General features: G+C 73.6%; 11 protein-coding genes. 4 read left to right on the top strand and 7 right to left on the bottom strand.

The window, feature by feature from the left end; all coding sequences use genetic code 11:
• Positions 1–2 precede the first annotated feature (2 nt).
• Both FHX44_RS11430 and FHX44_RS11425 read right to left on the bottom strand, forming a co-directional pair.
• On the bottom strand, positions 3–1,022 hold the full coding sequence (locus FHX44_RS11430) for an LLM class flavin-dependent oxidoreductase (protein ID WP_147255628.1): 1,020 nt from the start codon (positions 1,020–1,022) through the stop codon (positions 3–5).
• 83 nt (positions 1,023–1,105) lie between these two features.
• A complete protein-coding gene (locus FHX44_RS11425) occupies positions 1,106–1,387 on the bottom strand; it encodes a hypothetical protein (protein WP_147255626.1) in 282 nt (93 codons plus the stop codon).
• Positions 1,388–1,495: 108 nt separating this feature from the next.
• On the opposite strand from FHX44_RS11425, the gene FHX44_RS11420 reads away from it, so the two are divergent.
• Positions 1,496–1,693, top strand: a complete 198-nt coding sequence (locus FHX44_RS11420) for a MerR family transcriptional regulator (protein WP_246170314.1) — start codon at positions 1,496–1,498, stop codon at positions 1,691–1,693.
• Between the two features lie 21 nt (positions 1,694–1,714).
• On the opposite strand, the gene FHX44_RS11415 is transcribed toward FHX44_RS11420, so the two are convergent.
• Positions 1,715–3,475 (bottom strand): Hsp70 family protein, encoded by a 1,761-nt coding sequence (locus tag FHX44_RS11415; RefSeq protein ID WP_147255623.1) that lies wholly within the window; start codon positions 3,473–3,475, stop codon positions 1,715–1,717.
• Between the two features lie 191 nt (positions 3,476–3,666).
• Between FHX44_RS11415 and FHX44_RS11410 the strand changes: the two genes are divergently transcribed.
• Together FHX44_RS11410 and FHX44_RS11405 are read left to right on the top strand one after the other, a co-directional pair.
• Complete coding sequence (locus FHX44_RS11410) at positions 3,667–4,350, top strand: hypothetical protein (protein WP_147255620.1); 684 nt, start codon at positions 3,667–3,669, stop codon at positions 4,348–4,350.
• A 170-nt stretch (positions 4,351–4,520) separates the two neighbouring features.
• Positions 4,521–7,142, top strand: a complete 2,622-nt coding sequence (locus FHX44_RS11405; protein ID WP_147255618.1) for a helix-turn-helix transcriptional regulator — start codon at positions 4,521–4,523, stop codon at positions 7,140–7,142.
• Between the two features lie 6 nt (positions 7,143–7,148).
• Here the strand turns inward: FHX44_RS11405 and FHX44_RS11400 are convergent, their stop codons facing one another.
• The 3 genes from FHX44_RS11400 to FHX44_RS42740 form a co-directional block, all read right to left on the bottom strand.
• Positions 7,149–8,630, bottom strand: a complete 1,482-nt coding sequence (locus FHX44_RS11400; RefSeq protein WP_147255615.1) for a dynamin family protein — start codon at positions 8,628–8,630, stop codon at positions 7,149–7,151.
• The gene (locus FHX44_RS43185) at positions 8,627–10,432 is read right to left on the bottom strand and encodes a dynamin family protein (RefSeq protein WP_147255613.1); all 1,806 of its coding nucleotides are present in this window, start codon (positions 10,430–10,432) and stop codon (positions 8,627–8,629) included. Before FHX44_RS43185 ends, FHX44_RS11400 begins: the two co-directional genes overlap by 4 nt.
• A gap of 101 nt (positions 10,433–10,533) precedes the next feature.
• Positions 10,534–11,571 carry a hypothetical protein gene (locus FHX44_RS42740; RefSeq protein ID WP_212612425.1) on the bottom strand — a complete coding sequence of 346 codons (1,038 nt, stop codon included), beginning with the start codon at positions 11,569–11,571 and terminating at the stop codon, positions 10,534–10,536.
• A gap of 188 nt (positions 11,572–11,759) precedes the next feature.
• Here FHX44_RS42740 and FHX44_RS11385 point away from each other — a divergent pair, with 188 nt between their 5' ends.
• Positions 11,760–12,389, top strand: coding sequence for a class I SAM-dependent methyltransferase (locus FHX44_RS11385; RefSeq protein ID WP_212612424.1), 630 nt, complete (start codon positions 11,760–11,762; stop codon positions 12,387–12,389).
• On the opposite strand, the gene FHX44_RS11380 is transcribed toward FHX44_RS11385, so the two are convergent.
• Positions 12,356–13,546: an MFS transporter gene (locus FHX44_RS11380; protein ID WP_147255611.1), complete on the bottom strand. Its 1,191-nt coding sequence runs from the start codon at positions 13,544–13,546 to the stop codon at positions 12,356–12,358. The two genes, FHX44_RS11385 and FHX44_RS11380, sit on opposite strands and share 34 nt — an antisense overlap.
• Positions 13,547–13,590 lie beyond the last annotated feature (44 nt).

Genomic DNA, 13,590 nt, shown 5'->3' with positions numbered 1-13,590 from the left:
AGTCAGCGCCAGCCCAACTCGGGGGCGACGTGGGTGAGCACGCTCTCGATCACGTGGGCGTTGTAGTCGACGCCCAGCTGGTTGGGCACGGTGAGCAGCAGCGTGTCCGCGGCGGCGATCGCCTCGTCCTCGGCGAGCTCGGCGACCAGCTTGTCCGGCTCACCCGCGTACGTCCGGCCGAACCGGGCGGTGCCGCCGTCCAGCCAGCCGACCTGGTCGGTGCTGTGCCGCTCCCGCCAGAAGAGCTCCCGGTCGATGTCGCTGACGATCGGGAAGATGCTGCGGCTGACCGAGACGCGCGGCTCGCGGCTGTGTCCGGCGGCCTTCCAGGCGTCCCGGAACCGCTGGATCTGTTCGGCCTGCAGCTGGTGGAAGGGCACGCCGGTGTCCTCGGCGAGCAGCGTCGAGCTCATCAGGTTGAGGCCCTGCTCGGCCGTCCATTCCGCGGTCGCCCGGGTTCCTGCGCCCCACCAGATCCGGTCGCGCAGACCCGGTGCGTGCGGCTCGACCCGCAGCAGGCCCGGCGGGTTGGGGAACATCGGGCGCGGGTTCGGCCTGGCGAAGCCCTCTCCCTTGAGCGTCTCGAGGAAGACCTTGGTGTGCTCGCGGGCCATGTCGGCATCGCTCATGCCGTCGGTCGGCACGTGCCCGAAGTAGCGGAAGCCGTCGATCACCTGCTCCGGTGATCCCCGGCTGATGCCCAGCTGCAGCCGGCCTCCGGAGATGAGATCGGCTGCACCGGCGTCCTCGGCCATGTAGAGAGGGTTCTCGTACCGCATGTCGATCACAGCTGTGCCCAGCTCGATCCGGCTGGTCCGCGCCCCGGCCGCGGCCAGCAGCGGGAACGGGGACGCGAGCTGCTGGGCGAAGTGGTGCACCCGGTAGTACGCGCCGTCGGCACCCGCCTCCTCGGCAGCCACAGCGAGCTCGATCGACTGCAGCAGGGCGTCCGACGCCGACCGCACCATCGAGTGCGGCGAGTCCGACCAGTGCCCGAAGGACAGGAACCCAATCTTCTTCACGCTGCAACGAACTCCCGGGGGGCGAGTGGCATTCCACGTCGTCGTGGTGGGGTCGCGCGGCCCACACCGGAGGCGCCTTGTGGCTAAGCGGGAGGCAGGGTCCAGAGACCGCGGGGTCTGCGGTGGTGCGTCCCGCGGAACGGCCGGTTCACCGCCTCCTTCACGAACCACCAGCCCTCGTCCTCGGTCTCCGCCCAGCCGTGCGAGGTCTTCCCCTCGTCCAGCACCACCGTCCACCGGTACCGCCCGGTGCGCTCGTGGAACGTCACCGACGCCCGGCCCTGCTGACGCGTGATCTGCAGCCGCGCCTCCGCCTCGTCCGGTGCCTCACCCATCGCGAACCCGCCCCCCGGTAGCTCGGTCATCCAGAACGCCATAGGCACACAATGCCGCAAAGACCGCATGTACCGCAATGACGCACCTAGGCCGCACAGTCAGCAGCAGCCGCATCTACCTGCGTTTACGGTCGGAATGTGCCTGAGCCCCGGCTGGTGACCACGGCGGAGCTGGCGCGTGCACTGGGGCTGGCGCCCCGGACGATCCAGAAGTACCGCAAGGACGGGCTCCTGACCCCGGACCTCGAGTCCATCGGGGGTCATGCGCGGTGGAACGTCGAGCGGGTCCGCGAGGAGCTGCGCCGGGTCGCAGCAGAGCGTCGCGAGAACCGGTAGGTCCGCGCTCCGCGGTCCTCCCTACCTCGTGCCGGCATCCTCCGCCTCGCTGTTCGAGGCCTCCTCGATCGGCACCTGCGGCGCGTTGCCCGCCTGGCCGTCGACCGGAGCGCCGTCACCCTTCCCCGGGTCGATCGGGGGTGGTGGGGCGCTCGTGGTGGTCGTCGTCGTGGTGGTCGTCGTGGTGGTCGGGGGCGTCGTGGTGGTGGTCGGCGGGTCGTTGTCGTCGCCGGTGTCGTCGTTGCCGGACTGCGGCCGATCGCCCTGGTTCTGCGGTCGCGCCGCTCCACCCTGGTTCTGCGGGCGCGCCGCGTTGCCGCCCTGCTCCTCGACGGCGGCCGGGGCGGCGTCCTCGGGAGCCGGGATTTCCGTGAGCTCCGGGGCCTGCACGACGGACGTCGTGGTCCCGCCGGTGGGGGCCGGGCCCGGGTTCTCGGGGCCGTACACCAGGGCTGCGGCGATCGCGGCGGCGACGAGCAGGCCCCCCGCCCCGAACACCACCATCGGCCGCCGTGCCCCCGTCAGGCCGGGGGACAGCGGCAGGTCCGGGGTGAGGGACGGTACCGGCGGCCGCAGCGGGTCGGCGATCGGCGACACGGGCGTCGTCGGCGCCGCGTGGGCGGACGGCACCGGTGCGGGCGGCGCAGGCCGGGTGGGCACCGGATGGACGGGCGGCGCGACCGGCGGGATATTCGCCGCGGGCCACGACTCCGGGCGCGGCGAGATCGACAGCGCGGCACCGAGCGCGATCGCGTTCTTCGGGTCGGCGTCCACCGCCACCGGACGGTCGAACGCGGCCGAGACCAGCTGGGCGACCAGCGGGATCCGCGAGGAACCGCCCACGAGCAGCACGGCGGTCAGGTCCGGCGGCGAGAGTTCGGCCGAGACCACCGCCCGGTGCAGGGCGTCGACGCTCTCCTCGAGCTGCGGGCGGATCATCGCCTCGAACTCGCCGCGGGTCAGGCGCACCGCGGTCTGCAGCCCCGGAAGCAGGACGGCGATCCGCACCTCGGTGTCGGCCGACAGCGCCTCCTTCGCCTCCTTGCACTCGCGCCGGAGCCGGGACACGGCCGCCACCGCGGTGTCGTCAGCGGGGTCGAGCTGGTCGAACGCGTTCCCGACGGCCTCGCGGACGTGCGTGAACACCGCGTCGTCGAAGTCGATGCCGCCGAGCCGGTCGATGCCCTCCGGCCGCCCCAGCAAGGTGAACGTGCCGTTCTTGCGGACGACCGCGGCGTCGAACGTGCCGCCACCCAGGTCGTAGACGGCGATCGTGGACCCGCGCTCGATCCGCTCCGCCGCCGCGTAGCTGAGGGCGGCGGCCTGTGGCTCGGCCAGGAACGTCACGTTCAACCCGCGGGTGGCCAGCGCCCCGTGCAGCAGCTCCTTCTTGTGCGGCCCCCACGACGCGGGGTGGGTCAGCGCGATTCGGCGGGCCGGGCCGCCCTCGCGCTCGGCGACCCGCTGCACGACCCACGCCACCAGCGTCGCGGCCAGCTCGTGGGCCGGGTACGGCCTCCCGCCGACCACCATGGGGATCTCGTCGCCGATCTGCCGCTTGAACTCGCGCACCACGCGGTCCGGATCGGTCGACGCGCGCCGCTCGGCCGCCTCACCGACCAGTACCGAGCCGTCGGGGGCGAGGTACAGCACCGATGGCACCTGAACCGCGCGATCGCCGAGCGACACCATCTCCGGGTCGGCGTGCTGCTGTTCCGTCGCGCGGGACACCGACGCCGCCGTGTAGGTCGTCCCGAGATCGATCCCGAGTTGGTAACTCATGGGTGCCCCCTCGCCCGTTCCGGATCGGAGCCTCCACGGCGTGGTGGCCCGCGGTCATCCCCCGGTGCACAAGTCGCCGTCGGATCCCCTAAACCCCCCAAGCCGGACGGCCTCCGAGGTCCGATCCGGGCGCGTCACGACTCCGTCGCATCCCTGATTGCGGTGAGCCCCGGACTTCGTAGGGTTGCGTCGTGTCTGCTGAACCGAGCGCCTCCATCTGGGAGGTCACGCGGATGATCCTGGAGAGTCCGGGGACCAGTCCGTCCGTGATCGCGCACGCGCACGGGTTCAGCGCCGTCGAGGTCGCCGACCTCCTGCCCATCTTCCTCGACAACCTCCGCACCGACTTCTCCTCCGCGGACGGGCCGGCACCCGCACTCGTGCCGCCCGCGCCGCAGCCCGATGAGACCCCCGAGGAGCACGCCGACCGCTACCTGCGCGAGCTCGCCCAGGACGGACACCTCGACGTCGTCGGCTACGACACGCTCGCTGCCACCGGTGACGACCTCGACGGCGACGACCTCGACACCGACATCGACACCGACATCGACACCGACATCGACATCGACACCGACATCGACATCGACACCGACACGGACCTCGACGACATCGACGACCTCGACCAGGACGCGACGTTCCTGGACGTGCCGGACGAGACGCCGCCCGTCGAGCCCGCCGAGGTCGTCGAGCCCGCCGACGCCGCCGCCCCGGTCGAGCGACAGGAGGCGGATCCACCCGAGGTCGATCTCGTCGAGGACGACCCGTTCGCGGCGTCGGCGCACCCGGAATCCGACGACTCCTTCGACGACGGAGTCACCGGGCTCGGCGCCGCTGCCGGCGCGGACGACCCGGGCGAACCGTTCGCGGTGAGCTAACGCCGCGGCCCCGGCGACCGAGTTGATACACGGCGCGCAGTGTGTATCAGCGACCGTTCGGGCCTCTCCTGTACCGGGTCGGGTCGCTAACCTGATCGGGCTCCCGGGCTCGCAGCGACAGCGTCAGGTACGGCGACGGACGACGGTATCGACACGGGAGGGCTGGTGCGGTGACACGTGGCCAGACCGTGATGACCGCCGTCAAGGCCGAGAGCGACGGCTCGGACAGCGCGCTCGCAGGCGCGCCCGCCGCTCGCAGGCTGTACCGGGAGATCGCCTCGGCACCCACGTCGCCGCGTCGCAGGGTGGTGGTCGGCCCCGGTGGCAGTGGCAAGAGCGTGCTGCTCGGGGTGCTGGGCGCGCTCTTCGGGGTCGCAGGGGTCACGGTCCGGCGCGACGTCCCCGGGCCCGACGAGTCGTTCGACCCGAACGTCGTGCTGCTCGTCGACGACGCCCACGAGCTCGACGAGGCTGCTCTGGAACGGGTGCGGACGTGGGCCGCCCAACCCGGGTCCCAGGTCGTGCTCGCCCACCGGCCATGGCCGCGGGGCAGGGTGCTCGCCTCGATCGTCGTCGCGTTCGGCGCAGGCCGCGGACCGGTCGTCCTCGGGCCGCTGGACCGCCAGGGCGTCGCCGCACGCGCGAACCTGCTGCTGGGCGAGCGCCCCACCGCCGAGCTGGTGGACCTGGTGTCCGAGCAGACCGGCGGATCACCGGACCTCGTCGACCGGCTGCTCGTGGGGCTGCGCGACGACCGGGCGCTCGACCGGCTCGGTTCGGCAGGCGAGCCGCCCGCCGCCGTCGTCCGGCAGCTGGGATACGAGATCGACGCGCAGCCGGCCGGCGTCCGCGAGCTGCTGCTGGGCCGCACCGTGGGCGCTCCTGTCGACCCGGAGGTGCTCGCCGCGCTGCTCGACGTGTCACCCGGCGCCGTGGGGGAGCTGCTCGACCAGGCCGCCGCCACCGGGCTGATGGCGCCCAGCGGCGAGGTCGTGCCGCTGGTTCGGCACGCCATGGTGCGCGGGGTTCCGGCCGCTAACCGGCTGGTGCTGCAGCGCCGACTGGCCGAGATCCAGCTCGACGCCGGCGGCAGCGTGCTCGTCGCGGCGCGCGGTCTGATCGGCAGCGGGGCGACCGGCACGCGAGTGGCGGATGCGTTCGAGCGCGCGGGCGACGAGGCGTTGCGGGAGTGCCTGCCCGTGGCAGTGGACCTGTTCGACGCCGCGGTCGAGGCCGGAGCTCCCCCGCTGGCCCTCGCCGCCCGGCGGGCCGAGGCCGCGATGGTCGTCGGCGACCTGGACGCCGCGCTGCGACGGGCCGACCAGGTGCTCGCCGAACCGGCCGCGGTGGACGGCGACGCGGCGCAGCGGGCGGTGGCCGTGGCAGCGGCGGTGCTCGCCCACCGCGGCATGCTGAGCCGCAGCGCAGAGCTGTACCGGTGGCTCGCCGCGCAGCCGTTCGGCGGTGCCAGCCTGCTCGCGGTGCCCGCGCTCGTCGGCATCGGGGCGCTCGACGAGGCCAGGGCCGTCCTGGACGCGGCGCCGGGCAGCGCCGGTGGGGCGCCCACCGTGCTGGCCGGTGCGGAGGCGCTGCTCGCGCGTGGGATCCACGACACCGTCGCCGGCACCCCCACCGCCGCGCTCTCGCAGCTCACGCGCGCGGCCGTGCTGCTGGAGTCGTCCGGCCGGGCGGCGCTGCTGCCGGACACGCCCGCCGCGCTGGCCGCGTTGGTCGCGATCCACTGCGGGGAGCTGGACGTCGCCCAGTCCGTGCTGGGCCAGGCCGTCGCCGCGGAGCTCGGCGGGCGCGTCGTCGCGGCCCGCCACCTGCTGCTGCAGGCGCTGGTCGCGATGCACCGCGGGGCGAGCGCCCAGGCGCGGGCGCTGCTGCAGTCGGCATCGGGTCCGGGCGGGCTCGAGCCGAGGGACGAGCTGCTGGCCGCCGCACTCGAGGTCGGGCTCGCGCGCCGAGCGGGTGACCTCGCCGGGCTCCTCGCCGGCTGGCGCCGGGCCCGCGAGGCGATCGTCCGCCACCCGGTCGACCTGTACTCGCTCCAGCCGCTCGGCGAGCTCGTGGTCGGCGCCGCCCGGCTGAACGAGCAGGGCTGGGTGCAGCCGTACCTGGACGAGGCAGAGGCATTGCTCGACCGGTTGGGCAACCCGCCGCTGTGGGCGGTGGCGCTGCACTGGTCCGGGCTGCAGGCCGCCATCGGCTCCGACGCAGGCACCACCGCGCAGCGGCATGCGGCCGCACTGGAGAGCATGGCCCCCACCAGCCGGTACGCCACGGCCGTCGCCGCGGCGGGCCGGGAATGGCTGCGCAGCCTCGCAGGCGACGTCGACGCCGAAGCGGTGGAAGCGGCGGCGCGCGGCCTGCACGCGGCCGGTCTCAGCTGGGAAGGCGGCCGGCTCGCCAGCCAGGCGGCGATCCGTTGCCGGGACCGCAAGAGCATGAACGCCCTCCTCGGCTGCGCACGGGCGTTGCAGGGCGGAGCCGAGCAGGCCCCCGGCACCGCGCCCGCCGACGCCACGTCCGGCCGGGCCCAGCCGATGCGGCGGGTGAAGGTGCCGGAGCAGGCCACGGAGAGCGCGGCGGGCGCGATCAGCGGCCGGGAGCGGGAGGTCGCCGAGCTCGTCCTGTCCGGTCTGACCTACAAGCAGATCGGCGAGCAGCTGTTCATCTCCGCCAAGACCGTGGAGAACCACGTGGCCCGGATGCGCCAGCGGCTGGGCTCCGGCAGCCGCGGTGAGCTCTTCGCCCACCTCCGCATGCTCGTCGGAGAGGGCAAGTAGTCGGAATCAGCCGAGGCCGGCGAGGATTCCCTCGCAGCTGCGCACCACCACCCGGGCGGCGTTGGCCATGGGCCGGCTGGACAGCGGGCTCTCCGCGCGCCGTCGCCATGCCGTCAGCCGGTCCAGCGCGGCGGCGCGCAGCTCGTCGCGGCCGGCGTCGGGTGGGAGGCCGAGGCGCTGGTTGGGCGCGTTCCCGCCACCGCCGATGAGCCGTTCCGCCTCCTCGGCCTGGTCCTTCGGGGGCCGCAGGACCCGGCCGCGCAGGTCCGACAGCAGCCGCAGCTCGGCGAACTCGTGCGCGCCCGCGAGGATCCGCTCGACCGCGACGGCCAGTGGCGCCGATGCGGGCCGCGGTTCGCGGCGCAGCACCAGGTCGAGTGCGATGAGCGCGGAGCGCGCCTTGAGCACGTCGCGGCGCTGCGAGAACTGGCTGGCCAGCACCTCGCGCAGCTCGACGAGCCCGCTGCGCTGCACCAGCTCGGCCGCGAGCGCCGACGCGTCGCCGACGCCCTGCCGGATGAGGGTGGTGGACAGCCGCAGGCCGAACAGGCCGAACCGTTCGAGCAGCTTCGCCCGGGTGGCGGCGGGGAGGTCGGTGCCCTCGTCGGAGGTGACGAAGCGGTCGACGGTGAGCAGCAGCGCGTCCAGCCGGTCGGGCGCCAGGGTCGCCAGCTTCGCGAGCGCCGCGTACTCGTCCTGCCGCATCGTGCGGCCGGTGACGGCGAGCAGTCCCGCCACGGGGACGACGGTCTGGCAGAACGCGCGCAGCGTCTCGTCGGCCCGGTAGCGCGCGGCGATCACGCGGGCCGACCGCAGGGCGTCGACGCGCCCGACGCCGATCTCGTCGGCACGTGACAGCACCGCGATGGTGTTGACCGGCGCGGCCCGCGCCACGCCCTGGTCGTGGAACGACTCGAGGAACCGCACGTCCGCCGAGTGCAGGTGGCGCATCAGGTACAGCACGGCGTCGGCGGCGGACGGCGCGTCCTCCGGGGCGAGGAAGCGCTCGCTGCGCGCCGAGACGTCCAGGGACAGCGATGCGATGCCCGGGGTGTCGATGAGCGTGGTGGCTCTGAGGCTGGCCGACGGCCAGGTGACCTCGAGCCGGTCCACCGTGTCCGCGGGCGCACCGATGTCGATCTGCAGTGCCCCGTCGTCGCGGGCGATCCGCAGCGGGCGGGGCGCACCTGCGCGCGGATACATCATCACGGCCGGGGCGTGGCCGTCCTGGTACCAGGTGACCACGCGGGTGCACTCGCCCGCGTCGGTCGGTGCGATCTCCTCCCCGACCAGCGCGTTGAGCAGCGTCGACTTGCCGGCCTTCACCTTTCCCGCGATGGCGAGGCGCAGCGGCTCGTCGTAGCGGTCGAGGTGGTGGCGCAGCCAGCGGAGGGCGTTCGGGCTGTCCCGGTAGGTCTCGACGGCCTGCCGCAGCACCGTGCGAACCGCGTCCCGCAACACGGGGCTGCCGCCGGCAGGCGTCGTCACGACGCTCCCATCAACGCGCGGGCCCGGTCGGCGAGACTCGCGACGCGGTCGAGCTCCGCCTTGAGATCCCCGATCCGGGTGCCGCGTTCGGACTGCGTCGCCTTCACCGCGCTCTGCGCCGCCGCGACCGACTCGGCCAACGACGTCTGCATCTCCTCGGCGAGCGCCGTGAAGTGGTCCCGCAGCGTGCGGTGGGTGCGCCGCAGCAGGTCCCTCGAGTCCTTGCCGACCTGGAACTGCACCTCGTCGATGTGCTTGCGGACCAGCATCTTGGCCTCGGCCTGCCGGCGCTGGAGCGCCCGTTTCCGCTCGTCCCGGATCTGCTTGCGGCCCAGGAGGAGCGCGCCTCCCACCGCGGCGAACGGCGCGGCGATGGCCAGCCCGGGGATGAGGCTGAGCGGCATGAAGAACATCAGCCCGCCCATGTACCCACCACGCAGCGCGCTCAGCGCCTTCTCGCCCGCACCTACCTTCTCGATGTCGGGGCGTTCGAGCCTGGCGACTCGCGGGCCGGGCCCGCTGACGGCCACCGGCAGCTCGGGGAGGGCGACCTGCCCGTCCTCGGCGAACAGCTCGGCCACCCGCTGGGCGAGGGCACCCGCACGCTCGTTCGCCCAGACGAAGTTCGCCGATGCGGCGACGGTGACCTGGTGCTGGACCCATTTGGCGAGCTGGTCCCAGACGTCGGCGGGGTCGGCGTCCTCGGCGAGCGCCTCGGCCTCCCGCGTCACCGTCCTGAGCCGGTCCCGCAGGTCGTGATCGATGTCGGCGGAGAGATCGGTGATGGCGTCGTTGAGGGTGACCTGCCAGCGCGCCGTGCGCTCCTTGAGCCGGGTGGCGGCACTCCTCGCCTTCTCCAGCCGGGCCACCAGCTCGTGCGCCTTCTCCGGGGTCTCCTGCGCGGTGAGCTCGGCCTGCATCGTGGTGGCCAGCTGCTCGCAGACGCTCAGGATGTCCAGGCCGGTGGAGCGGCGGGCCAGCCGCTCGGACTGACCGAGCACCTGATCGCGCAGGTACGCGACCAGCACGGGATACCCGGACTCCTCGTTGAGCGCCTTGTTCTTGGTGCGCAGCGCGAGCTGGCGCACCGCTGAGGAGATCGGGATCAGCTCGGCGTCGACGCCTGCGGCGGCGAGGTGCCCGCGATCGAGCTCGGCGATCCGCCGCCACGCCGGGTACAGGTCGGTCTTGGTGAGCACCGCGACGACGTTCGGGCACACCTTCATCGCCGTCGCCAGGAAGTCGAGCTCCGGCCTCGTGTACTCCTGCGACGCGTCCGATACCAGCACCACCGCGTCGGCCCCGGCGATCGCCGCCGTGGTGGCGGCCCCGTGCGCGGAGCCGAGACCGCCGACCCCCGGCGTGTCGACGAGCACCAGCCCGCCCGCGAGGAGCGACCGCGGCAGGCCCACCTCCGCGTACGAGATCCGCTGCCGGTTGCCCGGGTTCCCGGACTCGGAGACGTGCTCGGCCAGCTCTCCGACGGGGATCTCGGTCCGCTCCGGCTCGCCACCGGACGACGGCTCCCGGACCAGTGCCGCCGTCGGCGCGGCGGCGTGCCGCACCACCGTGGGCACCGCGGTGGCGACGTCGTCGTCCACCGGGCACACCGACGCGGACACGAGCGAGTTGACGAGGAGGCTCTTGCCCTGCTTGAACTCGCCGACGACGAGCACCCGCACGCTCGCGTCGGTCAGCCGTTCCCGGGCGCGGGCCAGCTTCACCGTGAGGTCCGGCCGCCCGTAGGCCTCGGTCGCCTTGCGGGCGACATCGACGAGCTGGATCGCATCGGACAACGCCACGTTTCCCCCTCGTGGAGAGCCGGCACGACGACGACCGACTCAGCACCCTCAGGGGTGCTGAGTCGGTCTGGTGGGTGCCGGGTGTTACCCCATCGCCGCGATCAGAAGTCGATGTCCTGGTTGTTGTCCACGTCGATGTCGACGTCCGCGTCGCCGCCGTCGGCGGTGCCGCCGTCGCCACCGTCCGCGCTGCCACCGGTCCCGGCACCGCCCGCACCGCCTGCGCCACCAGCGCCGCCGTCGATGTCGGTCGGGAACCCACCGTCGGTGTCGACGCCACCACCGGCACCACCGGCCCCCCCTGCGCCACCGGTCCCGGCGCCGCCCGTGCCGCCGTCACCGCCGTCGGCGCTGGCGTCTCCGCCGCGCACGTCGTCGACGTCGATGTCGGTGTCGTTGTCCTGCTGCTGGTTGGCCTGCTTGTTGTTGTCGCCGACGGCCGCGTTGGTGGCGTTCTGGCCGCTGCCGAAGTTGTCGTTGCCGCTGCCGACGGTCGAGGCGCTGCCACCCACGCTGACCGCGCTGCCGTCGGTGGCGTCGAGATCGCCCGTGTTGCCCACGTTGCCGTCACCGTCCTGCAGCACGTTCTCGTCGCCGGTGGCGGCCTGGTTGTCGTCACCCTGCTGCAGCACACCGCCCGGACCGACGTCGCCGGTGTTGAGGTCGACGTCGTCGAGGTTGCTGTCGTCGATGATCACGCCGCCCTCGGTGGCGGTCTGCTCGCTGTTGTCGATGTCGAAGTCCTGGACGACGTCGCCACCGGCCTGGATGTTCTGGTTGATCGAGTTGTCCTCGATGTTGTTGATCGTCGTGAACTCCTGGTAGTTGTTCACTTCCTGCGTGAGGTACTGCACGTACTCCTCGGGGCTCGCGTCGTACGGCGGTGGGGACGACGGGGTGTAGGCGGGCGCGGCCTGCGCGGCGGCCTGGGTGGCCCCCTGGGAGCCGGACTGCGCCGTGTCCAGGTTGTAGTTGCGGCTGAAGTCGGCCTGGGCGAAGTAGGTGTTCCAGCCCTCGGCCAGCTCCTGCGGCGTGGTGTCGTGCTGCTCGGCGAAGTCCTGGAGGTCCCCGTTGGGGTTGGCGAGCAGCCACTGGCGCAGTGTCTCGAGCAGGTCCGCGACGTTGGTGACAGAGGTCATTGTGATCGTCTCCTCGATCCGTGTTTCCGATTCGCGCTCCGGCGATGTCAACAAAAGCTAGGAGTCCGCAGGCCCGTGGACATCCGGGATCGGGCGAGCACCCGACCGCCGGTCTTGTGGGGTGGGACGGCCCTTGGGGGATGAGGGATTGGGGGATCGACCGTCCCCCGGCGTGGCACGCTGCGGGCGTGACCGACGCCGACCGGATGCAGCGGGAGCGCGACCTCGTCGCGTACTACGACGACGAGGTGCAGGAGCGGGCGGGCCGGGAGCTGCCGGCCGACCGGGTGGCCCGGCGCGGGGCGTACATCGAGCAGCTGCGGGCCGAGGAGCGGCGGTCCGTCCTCGAGGTCGGCACCGGACCGGGGCGGGACGGCACCGCGCTCGTACAGGCGGGGCTGGACTACACGGGTGTCGACCTGGCACCGGCGAGCGTCGCCGCCTGCCGGGCGCTGGGCCTCGACGCACGGGTCGCGTCGGTTCTCGACCTCCCGTTCGCCGACGGCACGTTCGACGCCGGGTGGACGATGAGCACCCTGCTGCACGTCGCGGACGCCGAGCTCGACGCCGCGCTCGCGGAGATCGTGCGGGTCCTGCGCCCGGCCGCGCCGCTCGCGGTGGGGCTGTGGGGCGGCCGCGACCTTCCCGAAGGCCCGCACGGCGAGCCCACGCACGGACCGGCGCGGTTCTTCAGCTTCCGCTCGGACGAGAAGGTGTGCGCCGCCTTGGACCGGCGCGGCACGGTCGAGTGCTGGGAGACGTGGAAGGGCTCCTCAGAGCTGCACTACCAGTTCGCCGTCCTGCGCACGCCTGCCTGATCCCGGCGCTCGGCGACGAGCAGCCCGACGGCCACCAGCAGCGCCACCAGCGCGGCTGCAGGCGCCACCCCGAGCGCCGCTGCGCTCCCGCCGGCGTCGGCGGCGCGGCCGGCCACCGCCTGCGCGATGGCAGTGCCGACAGGCCCACCCGCGCCCACGACCATCAGGGCGGTGGCCGTGCCGCGGGCGCCGCAGAGGCGTTCCGCGAGGGCGTACGCCGAGATCATGTACGGGGCGATCGTGAAGCCCGCGACGGCGATGGCGATCGGTAGGGGCGCGTACCCGGCGGCGAGCCCGGCCGTCCCGAGCAGGAGGCCCGTGCTGGCCGCGAGGTAGCGGATGTGGTCGCCGAGGGTCGGGGGCAGCCACGCGTACGCGATGCCGGCGATCGCGCTCCCGATCGCGAGCAGCGCGTACAGCAGCCCTGCGCTGCCCGGTTCGGCGTGCTCGGCGGCGTAGCTGGTCACCCCGGTCTGCACGGCCCCGAACACGGCGCCCAGCGCGGCCGCCGACACCGCCATCGCGACGAGCGGGCCGCCACGCGGCCGTTCCGACGCCGCCGATCCGCGAGGCTGCGCCGTCCGCGCGTAGAACAGCGCGAAGGGCGCCGCCGCAGCGGCGGCGACGAGCGCGACCGCGGAGAGGGGCGCGGCGGGGCCGAGGGCGGCTGTGAGCAGGCCCGCGAGGGCGGGCCCGACGACGAACCCGAGCTCGTCGGCGGTCGTCTCGTAGCTCAGGGCGGTCGGCAGCAGCCCGGCGTGTCCCCGCGCCCTCAGGAGCCGGGCCCAGTGCACCCGCGCCATCGGGCCGACCGCGGGTTGCGAGAGGCCCACCGCGATCGCCGCCGCGACCATCGCAGGCCGGTCGCCCGTGCTCGCCGCGACGAGGGCAGCCGCACAGGCGGCATGGACGATCGCGGTGGTCAGGCCGACGGTGCGGGGACCGAGGCGGTCGGCCAGCGCCCCCACGGCGATCCCGCCGGCAGCGGTGGCGAGGCTCTGCGCTGCGGTTGTGGCACCGGCGAACGTGTGGCTGCCCGTCGCGGTGTGGAGGAGGGTGAGCGTGCCGATCGGCATGATCGGGTAGTGCAGCCGGGCGATCAGGCCGACGAGGAGGAACGGCAGCGGAACGGCACGTACGAGTTCGCGGTAGGACACCGGGCGTCTCCGGGCAGATCGAGGAGACGCGCCAACCCTTCCAC

Source organism: Pseudonocardia hierapolitana, assembly GCF_007994075.1.
Lineage (GTDB): Bacteria > Actinomycetota > Actinomycetes > Mycobacteriales > Pseudonocardiaceae > Pseudonocardia > Pseudonocardia hierapolitana.
Note: the sequence above shows the minus strand (reverse complement) of the source record. Positions and strands in the feature narration are given on the sequence as shown.

What these genes read in the sequence shown, in the direction of transcription:
- FHX44_RS42740 (WP_212612425.1), bottom strand. Translation starts at nt 11,571, where the DNA reads ATGACCTCTGTCACCAACGTCGCGGACCTGCTCGAGACACTGCGCCAG.
- FHX44_RS11415 (WP_147255623.1), bottom strand. Translation starts at nt 3,475, where the DNA reads ATGAGTTACCAACTCGGGATCGATCTCGGGACGACCTACACGGCGGCG.
- FHX44_RS11425 (WP_147255626.1), bottom strand. Translation starts at nt 1,387, where the DNA reads ATGACCGAGCTACCGGGGGGCGGGTTCGCGATGGGTGAGGCACCGGAC.